Source organism: Roseimaritima sediminicola (assembly GCF_009618275.1).
In the GTDB taxonomy this organism is placed as follows: domain Bacteria; phylum Planctomycetota; class Planctomycetia; order Pirellulales; family Pirellulaceae; genus Roseimaritima; species Roseimaritima sediminicola.
Window position 1 is genome coordinate 1 of record NZ_WIAD01000051.1, and the last position, 18,125, is coordinate 18,125.

The window sequence follows — 18,125 nt, forward strand, 5'->3', positions numbered from 1 at the left end:
ACCACTGATCACAGGCTGGAAGCCTATGCCACTGTTTAGAGGCTGGAAGCCTATGCCACTGTTCACAGGCTGGAAGCCTATGCCACTGCCCGACTGGGCTGGACCGCGGGTGGCGAGATCTGCTAGACCCGTTCATTTGCGGTCCAGGCCCCGTGTTGCCCGGGTTTCCCCACCTACCGACCTTCGAATCCATGACCATGAGACGAATCCGTCAGTTGTCTACGGCGACCCTGCTGTTTGGTGTCTTCGCTACCGTCGCTCCGGCGATCGAACCGGCTTCGCTGCCCTCCGGGCCCTCGTTTCGCTTGGAAACCGAGATCTACCAGAACAAAGCCAACGAACCATCGGCGCGGCATAAGATCCTGTTCGACTCCGGCGTCATGTACGACCTGCAGGAACAGGGAGGCAACGTGCACACCGTGTTCGATCCGGCGCGAGGCCGGGTCATCCTGCTGCACACCACACAACAGGTTCAGACGGAGATCTCCACACAGCACCTGATCGACATCACCGCCCAGCTGAAGGTGGCCGCCCAGCAACACGGTAAGAGCGAGTCGTTCGGGATCGATGCCGAGGTGAAGCAGACCGGCGAGGAGTACACAGTCGCCTTTGGCAATTGCCGCTACCACACGACGACGCAGCCGGCACCACGAGCGGAACTGGCGGCGGCCTACCATGAATTGACCATCTGGGCGGCTCGGCTGAACGCCCTGCGCCGCGTCGGCACACCGCCCTTCGGCCGCTTGGCCCTAGGGCACAAACTCGCCGCCGATGGCCGTCTGCCGCTGGACATGACGCTTTCGATCGATCGCGGCGTCAGCCAACAACACTACCGCGCCCATCACCTGTTGCTGGAACAGCTGTCGGAGCTGGATCGACGCGCGATCGCGGCCGTCGGCGAACAACTAGCCAGCTTCCAAAAGGTCTCGCTGGAAGCCTTCCCCAGCGACGATTAGTGGTTGGTCCCGATATAACGTTCGAGGAGCCGACCTCGTCAGAGATTGGATCGAAGTAGCGGGCCGGTCCAAAGTCTGGCGACTTCAGCTACGGGCGGCCTACTCGATCGTGTCGTCGTGCAGGTCATCTTCGGTGACGATGCGGAAGCCCTTGTTGTTCAGGGTTTCCATCGCCAGGTCGATGTTGTCGACCATCAGGGCGACGGCCGGTTCGCCGGTGGGTCGAGACAGCAGCGGGTAGGCCTGAATGATATTGATCTCGGCGGCCAACAGGGCCGTGCACACACGCAGCAGCGGTTGGGGCCCGTCGGGCAATTCGACTCCCAGCAAGTCCGTTTCGATGATCGCCAACCCGGCCCGCTCGAGCAATTCGCGGCCCCGCTCACAATCGCTCAACACCAACCGCACGAAGGCGCATTCGGCCGAATCGTTGATCGACAAAGCGACCACGCGGATCCCGGTTCCCTCAAAGCGGCGAACCACTTCTAATAGTTGCCCGACGCGGTTCTCCAAAAACACGGTGAACTGCCGGATCGCTGGAAAATCCCGTCCGCGCATGGTGCTCAGGTTGCTGTTGTCCGATCCTTCGCCAATGTTCATCGCCTACTCGGTCTTTGGGGGTGGTGCGGAAGGTGGCGGACAGTTTAGGCGCCGCACCGGGTGCTGGCAAATCCCATTTCTCATTGTCCTCGTCGCATGCTTACCGAATTTACACTGCAGTTCCGAGTCGAATACTTCGAAACCGACGGCCAACAGCGCGTCCATCACGGCATCTATCTGAATTACTTCGAACGGGGACGGGTCGAGATGTTGCGAGCGGCCGGGATGAGTTACAAGGCGCTCGAAGCGACCGGGTTGATGTTGGTCGTCACCGAGATGAACGTGCGTTATCACGCGGCGGCGGAGTTTGACGATCTGCTGCGACTGACGACTCGCGTGCTGGCGGCCAAAGGCGTACGAATGCGGTTCGACTACCGCCTCCAGCGCGACGACGAATTGATCGTCACCGGCGACTCGACAATCGCCTGCATCGACCGCAGCGGTCGGCCTCGCCCCTTGCCCCGCGAGCTCCGCCTGCCCCGCGGGTAAGGTGCCAGGACTCTTTTTCGCCAGCGGGCCCCCAGAAACCGTCCCGACACCTTAAACCACCCTAAAATTCGGGGGAGTGGGCGCGTAGGTAGTTGACCACGTGGGGGCGGGTCATGAAGTACCACAGCAGCGCCGGATAGATCAGTCCGATACAACCCCCGATCGTTCCGCCGACCATGCCGCCCACCGCCGCGGCCATCTGCTCTCCACCGCCCATCTGCTGCATCATAGGCACCATGATTAAGACCACGTTGAGTACCGTCCCAATCAGCCCAGACACGATCGCATAGATCGCGTAGCCGATCGAGAACTTGCGTCCCCAGTCCTTGTCATTCAACAGGCCAACTCCCGCGGCGACCAGAACGATCGTGGCCACCAGGCCCAGCGGAATCGTGACGATCGTAAAGACGCGGTAGGCGGGACTGTTCATCGGATTGTCTTCGGGCATTTCCATCCCGGCGGCCATCGGCGCAAATAAGCCGACCACCGCAACGCTCAGTCCGCAGATCCCCAAGGCACCGAAAATGATATTCAGGATGCCAAACACCGTAATCGACGTGGGCTTGGCGGATCCAGCCGGCGGTAGGGGCGCACCGGCGACATTGGACTGATAAGGATTAGGGGGCACCTGGCTCATGGCTGCGTCTCCGCTTCAGGACGATCCGACGCGGTCCACAACGAGACCACGATCAGGGTAAGAAAGGCCAGCGGGATGGTCACGATTCCCGGCTGTGTGAACGGAGCGATTGCCAGTTCCGGATCCAGCCCGTAGACCTGCTTGTAGGTGTCGCTGCTGAGCAGGATCCAGCCCAGTGAGCTGACCATTCCGACGATCACGCTGGCGATCACGCCCTGGCGCGTTGTGCGTTTCCAGAACAGCAGCATCACTAGGGCCGGCAGATTGGCGCTGGCCGCCACACTGAACGCCCAGCCCACCAAATAGCTGACATTCATCTTCTGAAACGCAATCCCTAGGGCGATCGCGATGGCTCCGACGACGATGGCCGCGGTCTTGGCGACTCGCACCTGCTGGGCGTCGGTCATCTTCAGCCCCCAGTAACCGCTGAGCAGGTCGTGGGCCACCGCGCCACTGGACGCCAGAATCAGCCCGCTGACCGTCCCCAGCACGGTCGTAAACGCGATGGCCGAGATCACCGCGAACAACCACTGGCTGATACTGCGTGCCAACAGCGGCGCGGCGAGGTTATTCGATTGGACATCCAGCGCGCCGCTGGTCATCGCCCCCAGTCCCAGATACAGCGTCAGCACATAGAAGATGCCGATGCTGGCGATCCCCACGATCGTGCTCTTGCGGGCCGCGGCTCCATCCTTGACGGTGTAGTAGCGGATCAGGATATGAGGCAGCGAGGCGGTGCCACAGAACAAGGCCAGCATCAGGGACAAAAAGTTCACGCGGTCGCGTATTAATTTCCCTGGATCGTCGGTGGATTCGCCTCGGATGCCCGCGAACTTCGGGTGCTCGCCAGGTCGCAGCACCCGGCTGCCGTCGGTGGGCTTCTGATAATAGATCGTCGTCGACGTGCCGTCGCCGTGCCACACGGTCCAGTCACCCCACAGCACCAGTTTGCTGTCCTGCAGGACGTGAAAGAATTCCAGCGGGCCGACCGAACCGGTCGCCTGCTGGCCATCGGGCAATTCGGTGACGTGTCCGACCGGATGCAGCACGCGTTGACCCTCCTCTTCGCCCAGGGGCAGGCCGCCGATCAACGTCGCTCCGTCCAGGTCGGTCACGCTTTGGGCTTCGTGCAGGATGGTTCCCTGATCGGTCGAGTGCAGGGAGTACACCGTGTAACCGCCGTCTTCGTCGCGGAGCCGGACCACGGGGAATTCCTGCCAGCCATCGTCGGCCGGCAATACGGCTCGACCATCGATCGATTCGGCCTCCAGCTCCGCATCGCTCAGCGGTCCGATCACTTGCAGGGCGTGGCCATCGACGCCGCCGGGTTGGACCTCGAAACCGCGTGAGAGCACCATCACGGTCAGCACCAAACTGAACACCACCAGCAGCGAGCCCTTTAGAAACTGGACCCAGGTGGTCGAAACCATGCCGGCGGTGATCACGATCAAGATAACCACCGCGCCGACCATGACCACACCCGCCCAGTACGGCAGCCCCATCAGCGGCTGGATCAACGTACCGGCGCCGACCATCTGTGGGATCAGATAGAAGATGCTGACCGCCAGGGTACTGATGCCAGCGGCCAGCTTGATCCCCGGCGAATTGAATCTGCTGTCCAGAGCATCGGCGAAGGTAAATTTCCCCAAACGCTTCATCGGCTCGGCGATCACGAACAGGGCGACGACCCAGCCGGCCAGGTAACCGATCGAGTACAGGAAACCGTCGTAGCCGTAGGCGGCGATCATCCCGCAGATGCCCAGGAAGGACGCGGCGGACAGGTAATCGCCGGCGAAGGCGATGCCATTGACCGCCCAGGGAATCTGGCCGTGAGCGGCGAAGAACCCGGCCGAGGAAGTGGCTTTGCGGCCCAGATAGAAACTCAGCCCCACGGTGCCCAGCACGAAAACGACGAAGATCGCCACCGTCTCGAAGGAATACTCGTAGATCATACTCGCTCCTCCGGTTCAGCCGCTTCGCGGCGGCACATCACGCCGTACAACATGGCCAGCACGAACGCGGCGATGATCAAGCCAAAGCCGTACAGGATCGCCAGGTTCAATCCGCCCAGCGGACGCCATTCCATCACCGTCGGCGAGAAAGCGCACAGCATCATGAAGCCCACATACAGAACCAGGTAGACGGCAAACAGCCACCATCCCAGGCGTTGGTTATAGGTCCGGTTATCGTTTGCCACCATCTTTGCCATTCGCCAAGCCACCTGGGGCCACCACGACGACTCCGGGCGTTCCCAAGACAAGTCATTCGCGGTACTGTGCTTCAGTGGTTCTCTCTGGCGTCCCTGTTCACGAGTGTTGAAAGTTTATGAGGATCGAAAGTTGCGAGCCCTTATTGTGTTTGCCCGAGTGTAACAAGTAAACGAGCCCAGGTTGATCTTCGGAACATGTCTTCTTCTTCTCGATACGATCGCCAACGTCGTTTTGCACCGATTGGCGAAGCTGGACAGGCGCGTCTGAGCAAGAGCCACGTGGCTGTGCTGGGCTGTGGAGCCCTGGGCAGCGTGGCCGCGGAGATTTTGGCGCGGGCCGGCGTGGGCACGCTGACGTTGATCGACCGCGACACCGTCGAATGGTCCAACCTCCAGCGACAAGCCCTGTACACCGAAGCGGACGCGGAGGCGGGCCGCGCCAAAGCCGACGCGGCGTGCGAGCACCTGAAAACGATCAACAGTTCGATCACCTACCACGCCCACGCCGTGGACGTGACAGCGGAGAACATCGCCGAGCTGCTGAGGGATGCAGATTTTGTGGTCGACGGCAGCGACAACTTCGGCATCCGCTTCCTCCTGAACGACTACTCCTTGGAGCGTTCGCTGCCTTGGGTGCATGGCGGCTGTCTGGGGGCGACCGGCCAAGTGGCGTTGTTCAGCGGCATGGGCCAGCCCTGTTTCCGTTGTCTGGTCCCGGCTCCGCCGGATGCCGCTTCGGTGGAAACCTGCGAGACGGCTGGCGTCGTCGGCGCCGCGACGCACTCGATCGCCAGTCTCGAAGCGATGGAAGCGATCCGGCACCTGACGATGCCGGAAAAACCCGCCGCTCCTCCGCCGGTCTTGTCGCTGGACTTTTGGAACCACCGGGTTCGCCAAATCAAAATCCCGCGATCCCGCTGCCCGGCCTGCAGCGACGGACATCGCGATTTTCTGTACGGCGATCTGGCCGCTGCCGCCGACCGCAGCGCCGTGCTGTGCGGCAGGAATGCCGTCCAGGTGCAGGGCGAGAACCGCAACAAATTGGATCTGGTGCACATGGCGGAGCGTTGGCAGACGCTGGGTGCTGTCGACCAGAACGCCTTCTTCGTGCGTTTGCATCTGCCCGATCAATACAGCGTAACGCTGTTTCGCGATGGGCGGGCGATCATCACCGGAACCGAAGACTTGAGCGCCGCCCGCAGCTTGTACGCACGCTACGTAGGAGGGTAACCCCATCAGTTCGACGCATTTCAATTCCGACGGCGAAGCCCGCATGGTGGACGTCAGCCAAAAACCCACGACCACCCGCGCGGCCACGGCCGAAGCCTGCATCGTGATGCTGGCCGGCACGCTGGAGATGATCCAGCGGGGCACGCACAAGAAAGGCGACGTCCTGGCCGTCGCGAGGTTGGCGGCGATCATGGCCACCAAACAGACGCAGCAATTAATTCCGCTGTGTCACGCGATCCCGATCGAAGCGGTCGAGGTGACCTTTACGCCCGACACGGAAACCGCTCTCTTGGCCTGCCGGGTCACCGTTCGCACCACTGCCAAAACGGGCGTGGAGATGGAAGCGATGACCGGAGCCGCCATGGCCGCCTTGACGGTCTATGACATGTGCAAATCCGTGGACCGAGACATGGAAGTCCGAGCCGTGCGGTTGCTTGCCAAGACCGGCGGCAAGAGCGGCGATTACCAACGAGACAGCGATTAGACCTTGTCGCCGGTGGGGCAAACGAACGGCGCACGATACTCCCGCGTCAGCATTTCGTTGGCCGCATCGTTGTTGGTAAAGCGTTCGCTGTCCGGATCGAACTCCAACATCGGGCCCAGCGACAGCGGCGTCGCTTCCAGATCCACGCCGTTGTCACGCAGATGCTGGACGGTTCGTTTCAGCGTTGCTTCGTCATCATCCAGACTGGGGATCGTGTTCAGGGCGGCCGAAATTTCATCGGGCGATGCCGCGTTGGATTCACCCAAGTAGTAGGAAATATTGCCCAGGTGGCTCAGTCCTGCCGACAGGTGTCCGCACAGCGCGTCCGAGGAAAGGCTGCTCGCATCGCGGGAGAAGCAACCGTCGACAAAGTTGTCGAAGTGATCCGCACCGCCACCGAACGTTTTGATCTCGTTCAGGTCCTTGTCATAAGCCACACAGCGATTGTAGCTCAGCTGGGCCAGATAGCCTTCGGTGCCATAGAAGACGACGCCGATCTTGTTTCCACGCGTGCTCTGGAACAACCGGTTCAGCAGTTCGTCGGCCGAATTATCGACGCTCAGGCCGCGGGTTTCAAAGACCATGCACTTGTCGCCATAGTCGAAGACGGTGACTTCGGTGTTGGGCGTATCGCCGGCATCGACGTAATTGGGGTCTTTGCGTTCGGCCTTGTAACCCAGGCGTCCGCCGTAGGTCAGGATCCGATTGGGATGGCGTTCGACACCCAGCCCCCAGCGGGCGATGTCGGTTTGGTGGGGACCTTGGTTGCCCGAGTCGCCATTGCCGTACAAGCGTTGCCAGTGCCAATCGTAATGGAACCGCTGGCGCGTCAGCTTGGGATCGGTGTACGGTGCCGGGCCGCTCCAGAGGTTAAAGTCGACATTGTCCGGGATCTTGTAATCTCCCAGCGGGCCAATGGACTTACGGCGTTTGTAGCACAGACCGCGGGCGAAGCGGACATCGCCGATGCCGCCCTCGTGCAACCATTTCATCGCCTTGGCGACCGCCGGTTGGCTGCGGCACTGGGTGCCGACCTGACAAATGCGGTTGTATTTCTTAGCCGCTTCGACCAGGGCCCGGCCTTCGGCGATGTTGTGGCAAATCGGTTTTTCGATGTAGGCGTCTTTGCCCGCCTGCATCGCCCACACGCCACACAGGGCGTGCCAGTGATTGGGCGTCGCGGTGCTGATCGCGTCGACGCTTTTGTCGTCGAAGACGCGCCGCATGTCCGCAACCACTTCGGGACGGCTGCCCTGAACCTTCTCGATCTGGTCGGCGCGGTTCTTGGAGTGCGCCGGATCGATGTCAACGACGTAGGTGATTCGCGTATTGGGGTTCTTCAGGAATGCGTTCACGTGGGACCCCGCGCGGCCGCCCGCGCCGATGATCGCGACACTCATCTGTTCATTGGCCGACTGAGCCCAACCACGAACGGGAGCCGCCGCGAGGGCAGCGGTTGCCGACGAGGCCATCAGGAAGTGACGCCGATTCAAATGCTTGGCAGAAGCCATACTCAACTCCGGAGGGAAATTTGGTGGGAAGGCGGGTTCGGGCAAGCCAAACCGAATTCGGATAGATTAAGAAGCGGCTATTCTAACACAGAACCGCCGGCAAGGGACCACAACCGCCCGTAATCAGCACGCGGCACCGGCCCCCGCTCCGGTTCGCTTCTCCTCGTTATGGGTACCGGATGACCATTCATCGGCTGGGAACACATATCGTCGAATGCGCACGCATCGCCAACATGATTCGGCAACACGGTGAATTGTTCTTGGAACGCGTCTACACGGCTGACGAAATCGAATACTGCCACGGTCACGGCGCACCGCACTACCTGTACGCATCCCGCTGGGCGGCCAAGGAAGCCGTCCTAAAATGCTTGCTGACGCGGACCGCCGCCGGCATCCGCTGGACCGATATCGAGGTCGTGATCGACTGCGACGGAGAGCCTCGCGTCCTGCTGGCGGGCCAGGCCAAAATGGCGGCCGAGGCCATCGGGATCGTAGACATTCTGCTGACGATGGCTCACTGCCGCACCTATGCCACCGCGACGGCCATCTCCCTGCTGGATTGAACCACTTGCTGGAATGAACCGCATGCCGCTCCCACGCCCCCCGATCAGAAAAACGCCAGCATGATTCGCGTGATCAAACTGGGAGGCAGTCTGTTGTTGCGACGAAGTCTTCCCAGCGATTTTTCCTCCTGGTTGGCCGGCCAGGCCCCGGCGGAGGCAAACCTGTTGGTCGTCGGCGGCGGGGAGGCGATCGACAGTCTGCGGCGGTTGGATTCGGTTCATGCTCTGGATCCAGTTGCCATGCATTGGCGGTGCGTTCGAATGCTGCGGTCCAGCTTTGAGGTGCTGGGCGAGTTGCTGCCGGAGTGGCAACGCATCGAAACCGCGGCGAGTTTCCAGCGATCTTCGCGTGACCGGGCGTTCGCAGGTAACACGCTGGTGGCAATCGATTCTTTCTTCACACCGGCGTCGGAGGCGGCCGAGCCCGAAGGTGGGCTGGCGGCGGACTGGAGCACGACGTCCGACGCGATCGCCGCGGTGCTGGCCAGGCGAGTGGGAGCGGGCGAGCTGGTGCTGCTGAAGGCGTGCCGGATCGAGCCGGAGAAGACACTCGCCCAGCACGTTCGCGATGGCGTTGTGGATCCCCAGTTTCCGCGAGCAGCACGGACGATTCCCAGCGTCCGGATCACGATGTTGAAAGAACCCAAAGAACCCAAAGAATCAATTTCTTCCAATCTATCCCTTTAATTGGCCTGCCCCCCACTTGATGCCGATACCTCAAAGGGCTTAGCCCTGCGAGGGGGCTTGCGCTCTCGCCATTCGGGCAGGATCGGAAGCGGACAGGTAAAGGGACGCGGAGCATGGACGGACATCGGGACAATCGCCAGCAGCAACAGCGTTTTCTTCGAGGTCTAGAAGAGCATCTTTGTACCGCCCTCACATGGTTGTTCCTCGTGGGCCTGTTCATGCTCGGCCGCGTGCTCTGGATCCTCATGCTGCGAGGCTATCTGACCGGCGATGCACCGGTATCCGACATCCCACTAGCCCTGCTGCAAGGATTCCGCGTCGACGCCGTCGTCGCAACCTATTTATTGCTACCGACCATCGTCGTCGTGTTCGTGGGCTTTCCATTCGCCTGGAGCCATCGAGTGGCCGCGGTGCTTCGAGCTGTGCCGGTCGCATTTGTTTGCCTTACTTTTCCGTTGCTTGCCGTCGGCAGCGTTCGCTACTTCGAGACCTTCGGAGACACTTTTAACATTCGCGTCTTCGATGTCCTTGCGGGAAACGTTCACCACGTGTTCGACATCGCCGTGAAACAGTACCAACTGGCGACGTACTTGCCGCTTTCGCTGGTCGTTTCGGGGATGCTCTGGAGCCTATATCGGCGGGCGACGAGGTCGCGGCCGGCGCTACCAGGATGGGTACGCGCCCGGCGTTGGAACCGCACGGCTCAGATCGGCCTTGGAACCTGCCTCGCCCTGCTTACGGCAATGTCCTTGCGAGGATCGATCGGGCTGAGGCCGCTGATGCATCGCGACTCGTGTGTGACCTCGCAATGGGTGCTGAACCAAGGCGTGCTGAATCCGTATTTCGCGATCAAATGTGCGTGGAAGCAGCATCGCCGGGCGGTCCGATTCGAAGTCGGTCAAGACTACCTTCAGCGTATCGATCTGCCGACCGCTAGCCGTCTCGTCTCGCAGTACACGGCGACCTCCCAGCCTGACTGGTCGCCGGGAACCGACTGGTCGCCGGGAACCGCACCGGAAACCGGCGGTGATTCGTCGCAAACCTTTATCACCGCGCAAGCGCCGATCCCCCAGCGCCCCGTACCGCTTGCGGGGCGGTCCGCACCGCTTGCCGGACGCGACCAACATCCCATCAATTTCCGGCACCCAGTCGTGGCAAGACAGGCCGCCGGGCCCAAAAATGGGCCTCCCAGTCATGTATTTATTCTCTTCATCGAAAGCTACGATGCCTGGCCGTTCTTGGACGAGTACCGACCGCTGCACCTGGTCGAAGAAGGTCGGCGTCTTGCTCGGCACGGGTTGCATCTAGCGAGTTTTCTTCCAGGGTCCGACAATTCGGTCGATTCTTTCATGGTGGCGGTGCAGGGGCTGCACGACACCCATAAATACAAGCAGCAAAAACTACCCACCTCGTTCCCGACCACCTTCCAGCGTTTGGGATACCGAACGCGGAGCATCAACGCCTTTGGCATTCACGCCGATACCGGCAAGCAGATGATTGAGCAACAGGGCTTCGAGGAAGCGTATTTTTGTCACGACATCCAGCCCGGTGGCGAGACGAATCACAATACGGTCCACGACCGTACCCTGTATCGATTCGTGGAAAGCCTGGCGTTCGACCGGCCGACTCTGAACGTCATCTACCCGCAGTCCTACCACGCGCCGTTCGACCTGGACCTAGCCGCCGAGGGTTGTATCCTGCCGCCCTATCCGGCTGAACTCCGCTCGCCCAACAATCATGACGAGCGACAACGGCGTCTCGCCTACGGACACCTCAAGTACAGCGACCGCTGCATGGGCGAGTTTGTGGCGAAAATGATTCGGCGATTCCCGCGGGCATTGTTCGTAATCACAGGAGATCACTTCTGCCGCAATCCGATTTCCAAGGACATGGGGATCTACGAGCAGTACGCCGTACCGCTGATCCTATACGGGCCGCAGATTCTGCAGGGTCATCGCTTTCCCGAGCGCGCTGCGGGCAGTCACCTCGATCTCGTCGCTACGGTCACCGAACTGACCGCGCCGGCTGGGTTTCGCTACCATGCGCTCGGTCACAATTTGCTGAAACCGCGGCAGCATTCGGTTGCTGTCGGGACCGACCACGTCATCCTCGGCCGTTCGATCTTTTGTCTCAAAGGCAGTGGGCGGCGGGAGAATTTGCCGTGGAACGCTTCGCCCCCCGGTTCCAGCCCATCGTCGGTCATCACGCTTGGCCAAGCCAGGCGGGTCCACGATGCATTTCATGGCTTGAGCTATGCATTGGCCAAAGACGCGCTTACCAACGGCGTGCCGGCAACCGCCGAAGCGCCGACGACGGACGCGATGCCTTCGCCAATCGAAGGGGGCCCCTGGTCCATGGACCGATTCGCCACAGAGACCGGGTCGCCGGCGACCACACGGCGGTAACAGCTCATCAGGTGCGGGCATCGGGCCGTGGCCGAACGCTGCAGCGTGGCCGCCGCCCCCCTCCTGCGTCCCCGCGGCGGCTACCACCCCGGGCTCCAGTCCGAGTACACTGGTTGCGTGCATTACGAGGACGAAGGGCGTTCGATTAACATAACGGCCCTGCGCAGCTCGAGACCGCGAGTGTTGCCGCGGTGACGCATCCTACCTACGTACGACGTAAAACCTTCCTGTGGAGTGACGCAATGACCTCTCGCCGTTCGTTTCTAAAAGCCGCGACCGCCGCGTCTGTCGCCGCCGGCCTAGCTCCTCGCTGGAGCTTCGCCGAGGACAAGCAACCCAGCCTGACCGCTCGCAGCGTTCAAGCCGCCAGCGACAAATGGCTGCTGAAGACGCTGAAGATCGGCATGGTCGGCGTGCCGGGATCGTTGACCGACAAGTTCAAAGCCGCCAAACAAGCCGGATTCGATGGGATCGAATTGAGTGCTCCCGGTATCGACCTGGATGCCGCGCGGCGCGCGATCGACGAAGCCCAGCTGCCGGTCGACGGCACGGTCAACGGCACCCACTGGCAGATTCATCACACGGACCCCGATCCCAAGGTTCGCCAGCGAGCGCTCGAGAGCCTCAAGAACGGCATTCGTGAAACGGCGGCTCTGGGCGGCGATACGATCCTGTTGGTTCCCGGCGTCGGCGGCGACGGACCGGCCGACGAGATCTTCGATCGTGCGGTCAAAAACATTCGCGAAGCGCTCGAGGACGCGGACAAATACAACGTTAAAATCGCGATCGAGAACGTCTGGAACCAGATGCTGTACGATCACGACGGCGACGCCACACAGACGGCCGACCAGTACGTCCGCTTTGTCGATGCCTTTGATTCGCCGCTGGTCGGCATGCAGTTCGACATCGGCAACCACTGGAAGTACGGCGACATGGCGGCTTGGATCCGTCAGCTGGACCACCGCATCATCAAACTGGATGCCAAGGGATTTTCTCGCGAGCAGAATAAATTCACCAAGATCGGCGAAGGTGACCTGGATTGGGTTTCGGTCCGCCAGGCGCTCAAGGATATCCAGTTCACCGGCTGGGTGGCTGCCGAGGTCGGCGGTGGCAATATGCAGCGGTTGAAGGAAATCAGTCAGAACCTTGACGACCACTTGGTCAACGAACCGGCGTAAGGTCCCTGGGTTCTTTGGACGACTTCCTGCACCTGTTGCGGTCCCTGATTCGCGAACCCTCGGTCGTCGGCATCGAAGACAGCTTCTTCCGCGTGCTGCGGCGGGAGCTGGAGGAATTCGACGTCTCGATCCGTCGCTACCATGGTCTGTTGGTGGTCCAGGGTTCCGATCCCGCCAGTTTGTACCTATCGGCACACGTCGACCGACATGGGCTGCTGTGCACCGGCCCCAACGAGTTTCAGTATGCGGCGTTCATCGCCGCAAACCGAGGTGAATTGACGGGCGATTCGATCTCCGAACAGTTCATGGAGACGGTCGCCGGCCGGTTTCGTGACCAACGCGTCCAGGCCCACGTGCCGTTCGTGGGGTCCTACCTCGGCCAGGGACTGATCAAAGAATCCTACGTCTGTCCCCGGCGGCGGAACCTGATTTTTGAGATCGACGGTTTGGAGTTCCTCCAGCCCGGCATCCCGGTGTCCTTTGTCGATCGCTTGCAAGTCGATTCGACATATCTTTCGGCCCAGCTGGACAACGTGGTTTCGGTGGCCATGCTGATCGAATTGATCCGTCGCGGCTTTCGCGGCACGGCCTTGTTCACCGCCGGTGAAGAATGCGGCCGCAGTTGGCGGTACGTCGTGGAATGGTTCCAGCGTCAGGACCTACGAACCGACCGCTTGGTGGTCCTGGACACCAGTCCGTTTCCCACGCTGGAGGACTTATCCAATCAAGCGGTGGTGCTGCGCAGCAAGGATGCGACCGCGTCATTCGACGCCGCGATGACCCAGCGGCTCCGTCAGCTCTGCGACCGGCTCGGCATCCCCTACTGCTTCAAAGATCAGTACGTTGAAACGCTGAATCGCACTCGCGAGAAACCGTCGTCGCTGGGCCGCACCGAACTGGGCCGCGTGATCGCCGCGACCGACGGCCAGCTGCAGGGCACCACGCTGCAGTTGCCCACGTCCGCCTACCACACGGCCAGGGAGACGGCCGAAGTGGCCAGCGTGCGAGCGATGCTACGGCTGCTGGGCGAGTTATGCGAACTGCCAGTGGCATCGTAGCCGCAGTCGCCAGACTTTGGAGGGTCTGTGTGGCGGGCCGGCCAACAATTGCTTCGTCCAAACTCTGGCGAGTTCAGCTACCTGTTTGTCCGAACTCTGGCGAGTTCAGCTGCCTACGGTGCGGGCAACACGGCACGCATCTTTTCCAGGCCCGTCTTGGCGACCTCCAACGCGTCCTGCTGCCAGTACTGGGGGTTGAACAGTTCCAGCGAGAACACGCCCGCGAAACCGTGCTGGATGAGCTGCGTGATGGATTCCCGCAGCGGACAGACGCCGTCGCCGGGATACACGCGATCCTTGTCGCTGATCGTTTCTCGCGGTGGGTCGGCCGGATAATCGTTGATGTGAAAGACGTGCATTCGCGACGCTTCGATCATCAGCAACCCGGCAAAGTCGCTGCCGCCTTTGTAGATGTGATAGAAATCCGGCAGCACGCAGGCATCGCGGTGGCCGGCTTCGACCGCCACGTAGGCCAATTCTCCCAGTCGGCTGAGCGTCGGCGAGAACCCCCACAGTTCCAGCTGCGGCACCACGCCTTCGGCCGCCCCCACTTCCAGCAGCGCCCGGTAGCGCCGCGCGATCGTGGGCAGATCGGGCCGGTCGTCGTTCGGGCCGTGAGCGCCGACGGGCGGAGCCGCGATTCGCTTGCCTCCGATTTCGGCCAGCAGCCCCATATCGCGCCGCGCCGTTTCTAATCCCGCGGCCCGTTGCTCGGGATCGTCGACAATCCAACGGGCAAACCCGATCGCGCTCTCGACCGTCAGACCGCTGTCCTCCAGCTGTTTTCGCAGGTCGCTGGTTTGGCCTCCGTCTTCGACGTACTTCTGCAGGTCGCCCAGCCACGGTTCGATCGCATCGTAGCCGGCTTGGGCCGCGATCCGGATCTGTTCGGGGACCGTCAACTTCTGTCCCCGCAGCGTACTGGTATTGAGACACAAGCGGAGGGGCGGGACGGCCAGCGACTGCGTCGACGCGCTCCTGTCGGGCGAGGGGTCTGCGGCAGACGACAGGGCGGTTCCAGCGACGCCCGCGGCGACGGCGGCGGCCAAGAGATCACGGCGTTTCATAAGCGTTGGGTCGAACAAAGGGATTTCAGATCCGGTTGGGGGGGCGGCGGGTTCGGAGGGTTGGTACGAAGGGTACGGCGGGTACGGCGGGTTCGGAGGGTTCGAAAATTCGCAGGCGAAGGGACGGCAAAGCCAGGAATCGCCTCCGAGTATATTCGCGTTTGCCCGGTTCGGCACGCCAATTGCCTTATTGCAACCGCGGTGCCTCTTGACTGTCAGGAAGGCAGCCCTGTTCTTGCCGGATGCATTTTCGACGCGATTATGTTCTTTTTCGACATTCAGTATCTTCTGTTCATCGGGCCATTCTTTCTGCTGGGCTTGTACGCCCAGTGGAAGGTCAAGTCGACGTTTGCCAAGATGGCCGAGGTGCCGGCCAAAATGTCCGGTGCCCAGGCCGCCCGTGTGATGTTGGATTCGGCCGGCTTGCACTCGGTGCAGATCGAACCGGTCAGCGGCCACCTGTCGGACCATTATGATCCGCGTGGCAAAGTGCTGCGGCTGAGTCCCGAAGTCTACAACGGTCGTTCGATGTCGGCCGTGGGGGTCGCTTGCCACGAAGCCGGCCATGCCATGCAGGACGCCCAGCAATACGTTCCCCTGGTGATTCGCAACGCCGCGGTCCCGACCGCCAATATCGGCTCCAACCTGGGGATCTGGATGTTCTTTGGCGGGATGCTGTTGGGCCAGCCGTGGTTGGTCTACCTGGGCATCCTGGCGTTTGCCGCCGTGGTGTTCTTTCAGTTAATCAATCTGCCGGTGGAGTTTAACGCCAGCACGCGAGCCAAACGCCAGTTGGTGGCCCAGGGAATCATTTCCGACTACGAGTCGCAGTATGTCGCCCAGGTGCTGAACGCCGCGGCGCTGACCTATGTGGCCGCCACGCTGCAAGCTGTTGCGACCCTGGTTTACCTGATTTTCCGCGCCTCCGAACGCCGCTAGGCTGCGTCTGGTTTTTCGCTTCCGGTCCGGCGGTTATCTTGACGCGTTTGCACTCGAAACAGGTAGCCGGTCCGGACGATAGATGGTCGAAAACATCCCGCTGAAATCCCATGTCGCCCATGGAATGACGATCGAAGGATACTCGCGGGCGGCGGTCCAGAGTTGTTGGCGAATCCCGGAACTGAAACTGGGCTTCGACCTGGGGGTCCAGCCCTGGGACTTCATGGGTACCGCCACATGGTTCGTCTCCCACACCCACCTCGATCACATCGCCGCGCTGCCGGTCTACGTTTCCCGGCGGCGGATGATGAAGATGGATCCGCCGACGATCTACATGCCAGCGGCGAACGTGGACGGTTGCCTGCAGATGCTGCGCACCTTCGGCCGCCTGGATCGCGGGTCGATGCCCTGCGAGATCATCGGCGTCCGCGACGGTGACGAGATCGAATTGAGCCGCGAGCTGGTCGTCCAAGTGGTCCGTACCTATCACACCGTACCGTCGGTCGGTTACGTGGTGCTCGAACGCCGCAAAAAACTGAAACCGGAATACCGCGATCTGGAGGGTCCACAGATCCGCGACCTGCGCTTGCAGGGCGTGGAAGTTTCGGCGGAAACACGGATTCCCATCCTGGGTTACACCGGCGATACCTCGCCGCCGGGTTTGGACAAGAATCCGATCTTCTATCAGGTCCGTACGTTGATCACCGAGATGACGTTCCTGGCCCCGGATCATCGCAAGGAGAAGATCCACAAGCACGGCCACATGCACCTGGATGATTTCGTCAACCGACGCGACCGCTTTGAGAACGAATTGATCATCGCGGCTCACCTCAGCACGCGATACACCCAGCGGCAAGCCGAACATTACCTTCGGCAATCCTGTGCGGACATGCTCGACGGTCGCTTGATGCTGTGGCTTTGATGATGTCCACGGCCTCGGAAACCAGCCGTCCCCCATCGTGGCCCTCGCCCACGGCCGCCTACATCCACATTCCGTTCTGCCGGCACCGTTGCGGGTACTGCAACTTTTCGGTCCTGGCCGGCCGGGATGATTTGGCGGATCGTTTTCTCGAGGCGCTGCGGTGGGAACTGTCGCGGCTGGAGCAACCGCAGACGGTCGACACCCTGTTCATCGGCGGTGGGACGCCGACGCATCTTCCGCCGGCTTGGTTGGAACGTCTGCTGCAGTTGCTGGCCGACTGGTTACCGCTGGCCGACGACGGCGAGTTTTCCGTAGAAGCCAACCCCGGCGACATCGACCGTCCGCGGCTGGAACGGCTCCGCGCCGCCGGCGTCAACCGCATCAGTCTAGGCGTCCAATCCTTTGCGGCCGACAAACTGCGAATCCTGCAGCGAGACCACGACGAAGCTCAGGCGCGGACGGCGGTGGAACAGGCTGCCGAGGCGCTTGGCAACGTCTCGATCGACCTGATTTTTGCCGCCCCCGAAGAAACGCTGGAAGGTTGGCAGCGAGACCTGGCGATCGCAGCCGAACTGCCGATCACGCACCTTTCGACCTATGCCCTGACGTTCGAGAAAGGCACCGAGTTTTGGACGCGGCGAGCTCGCGGCGGGCTGCGTCAGGCGGATGAAGACCTGGAGCTGCAGATGTATCAATACGCCCGGCAGGCGGGCGCCGCAGCCGGACTAGCACAGTACGAGATCTCCAATTTCGCCCGGCCCGGGCGGCAGTGCCGCCATAATTTGGGCTACTGGCGGGGCCGCCCCTGGTACGGATTCGGCCCCGGCGCTACCGGCTTTCTCGCTGGCCAGCGACGGACCAATCATCGCAGCCCGACCACCTACATCCGGCGCTGCCTGGACGGTTCGGACCCCGCCCAGGAATGCGAAACCATAACCGTCGAACATTGGGCCTATGAACGAGCCGCGTTCGGCGTGCGGATGATCGAGGGCGTCGATCTAGAAGCGATCCGGCTCGATACCGAAGTGGACCTCCGCAAGACGCGTTCTCAGGAAATCGCCGACTGCCGACGCTGGGGATTAGTGCGATTAGAGGGCGAACATTTGCAACTTACCGAAAAAGGAATCGCCGTCGCCGATACGGTTTCGGCCGCTTTGTTGTAAAATGGGGGTTGTTCGAGTGTCGCCTTT

At 61.6% G+C, this 18,125-nt stretch carries 18 protein-coding genes; 12 read left to right on the forward strand and 6 right to left on the reverse strand.

What is annotated here, in order from left to right; translation table 11 throughout:
• Nucleotides 1–197 precede the first annotated feature (197 nt).
• A complete protein-coding gene (locus GE027_RS18675) occupies nt 198–956 on the forward strand; it encodes a hypothetical protein (RefSeq protein WP_153558742.1) in 759 nt (252 codons plus the stop codon).
• 99 nt (nt 957–1,055) lie between these two features.
• Here GE027_RS18675 and GE027_RS18680 read toward each other — a convergent pair whose 3' ends face one another.
• Nucleotides 1,056–1,556 (reverse strand): acetolactate synthase, encoded by a 501-nt coding sequence (locus tag GE027_RS18680; RefSeq protein WP_153558743.1) that lies wholly within the window; start codon nt 1,554–1,556, stop codon nt 1,056–1,058.
• A 96-nt stretch (nt 1,557–1,652) separates the two neighbouring features.
• On the opposite strand from GE027_RS18680, the gene GE027_RS18685 reads away from it, so the two are divergent.
• The gene (locus GE027_RS18685) at nt 1,653–2,045 is read left to right on the forward strand and encodes an acyl-CoA thioesterase (protein ID WP_153558744.1); all 393 of its coding nucleotides are present in this window, start codon (nt 1,653–1,655) and stop codon (nt 2,043–2,045) included.
• A gap of 61 nt (nt 2,046–2,106) precedes the next feature.
• On the opposite strand, the gene GE027_RS18690 is transcribed toward GE027_RS18685, so the two are convergent.
• The 3 genes from GE027_RS18690 to GE027_RS18700 are packed head-to-tail and all read right to left on the reverse strand — an operon-like array spanning nt 2,107 to nt 4,891.
• Nucleotides 2,107–2,682, reverse strand: a complete 576-nt coding sequence (locus tag GE027_RS18690; protein WP_153558745.1) for a hypothetical protein — start codon at nt 2,680–2,682, stop codon at nt 2,107–2,109.
• Complete coding sequence (locus tag GE027_RS18695; RefSeq protein WP_153558746.1) at nt 2,679–4,634, reverse strand: sodium/solute symporter; 1,956 nt, start codon at nt 4,632–4,634, stop codon at nt 2,679–2,681. Before GE027_RS18695 ends, GE027_RS18690 begins: the two co-directional genes overlap by 4 nt.
• Nucleotides 4,631–4,891 carry a DUF485 domain-containing protein gene (locus tag GE027_RS18700; RefSeq protein WP_153558747.1) on the reverse strand — a complete coding sequence of 87 codons (261 nt, stop codon included), beginning with the start codon at nt 4,889–4,891 and terminating at the stop codon, nt 4,631–4,633. The genes GE027_RS18695 and GE027_RS18700 overlap by 4 nt, the downstream gene beginning before the upstream one ends.
• A 195-nt stretch (nt 4,892–5,086) precedes the next feature.
• Between GE027_RS18700 and GE027_RS18705 the strand changes: the two genes are divergently transcribed.
• Entirely contained in the window at nt 5,087–6,121 is a 1,035-nt protein-coding gene (locus GE027_RS18705; protein WP_153558748.1) for a ThiF family adenylyltransferase, read from the forward strand.
• Between the two features lie 4 nt (nt 6,122–6,125).
• The gene (gene moaC / locus GE027_RS18710) at nt 6,126–6,605 is read left to right on the forward strand and encodes a cyclic pyranopterin monophosphate synthase MoaC (RefSeq protein ID WP_261344069.1); all 480 of its coding nucleotides are present in this window, start codon (nt 6,126–6,128) and stop codon (nt 6,603–6,605) included.
• Here the strand turns inward: moaC and GE027_RS18715 are convergent.
• Complete coding sequence (locus tag GE027_RS18715) at nt 6,602–8,116, reverse strand: Gfo/Idh/MocA family protein (RefSeq protein ID WP_153558750.1); 1,515 nt, start codon at nt 8,114–8,116, stop codon at nt 6,602–6,604. The genes moaC and GE027_RS18715 overlap by 4 nt on opposite strands.
• 179 nt (nt 8,117–8,295) lie before the next feature.
• On the opposite strand from GE027_RS18715, the gene acpS reads away from it, so the two are divergent.
• From acpS to GE027_RS18740, 5 genes are all read left to right on the forward strand, one after another.
• Nucleotides 8,296–8,679 carry a holo-ACP synthase gene (acpS, locus tag GE027_RS18720; protein WP_153558751.1) on the forward strand — a complete coding sequence of 128 codons (384 nt, stop codon included), beginning with the start codon at nt 8,296–8,298 and terminating at the stop codon, nt 8,677–8,679.
• A 60-nt stretch (nt 8,680–8,739) separates the two neighbouring features.
• Nucleotides 8,740–9,366 carry an amino acid kinase family protein gene (locus GE027_RS18725; RefSeq protein WP_153558752.1) on the forward strand — a complete coding sequence of 209 codons (627 nt, stop codon included), beginning with the start codon at nt 8,740–8,742 and terminating at the stop codon, nt 9,364–9,366.
• A 113-nt stretch (nt 9,367–9,479) separates the two neighbouring features.
• Nucleotides 9,480–11,771, forward strand: a complete 2,292-nt coding sequence (locus GE027_RS18730; protein WP_153558753.1) for an LTA synthase family protein — start codon at nt 9,480–9,482, stop codon at nt 11,769–11,771.
• 242 nt (nt 11,772–12,013) lie between these two features.
• On the forward strand, nt 12,014–12,949 hold the full coding sequence (locus GE027_RS18735) for a sugar phosphate isomerase/epimerase family protein (protein WP_153558777.1): 936 nt from the start codon (nt 12,014–12,016) through the stop codon (nt 12,947–12,949).
• A gap of 14 nt (nt 12,950–12,963) precedes the next feature.
• Nucleotides 12,964–14,007 (forward strand): peptidase M42, encoded by a 1,044-nt coding sequence (locus GE027_RS18740; protein WP_153558754.1) that lies wholly within the window; start codon nt 12,964–12,966, stop codon nt 14,005–14,007.
• Nucleotides 14,008–14,120: 113 nt separating this feature from the next.
• Here GE027_RS18740 and GE027_RS18745 read toward each other — a convergent pair whose 3' ends face one another.
• Nucleotides 14,121–15,074: a sugar phosphate isomerase/epimerase family protein gene (locus tag GE027_RS18745; protein WP_153558755.1), complete on the reverse strand. Its 954-nt coding sequence runs from the start codon at nt 15,072–15,074 to the stop codon at nt 14,121–14,123.
• Between the two features lie 261 nt (nt 15,075–15,335).
• On the opposite strand from GE027_RS18745, the gene GE027_RS18750 reads away from it, so the two are divergent.
• From GE027_RS18750 to hemW, 3 genes are all read left to right on the forward strand, one after another.
• Nucleotides 15,336–16,013: a zinc metallopeptidase gene (locus GE027_RS18750; protein WP_153558756.1), complete on the forward strand. Its 678-nt coding sequence runs from the start codon at nt 15,336–15,338 to the stop codon at nt 16,011–16,013.
• An 82-nt stretch (nt 16,014–16,095) separates the two neighbouring features.
• Nucleotides 16,096–16,935, forward strand: coding sequence for an MBL fold metallo-hydrolase (locus GE027_RS18755; protein ID WP_153558757.1), 840 nt, complete (start codon nt 16,096–16,098; stop codon nt 16,933–16,935).
• Nucleotides 16,935–18,098, forward strand: coding sequence for a radical SAM family heme chaperone HemW (gene hemW, locus GE027_RS18760; RefSeq protein WP_202617468.1), 1,164 nt, complete (start codon nt 16,935–16,937; stop codon nt 18,096–18,098). Before GE027_RS18755 ends, hemW begins: the two co-directional genes overlap by 1 nt.
• The last annotated feature ends 27 nt before the right edge of the window (nt 18,099–18,125 follow it).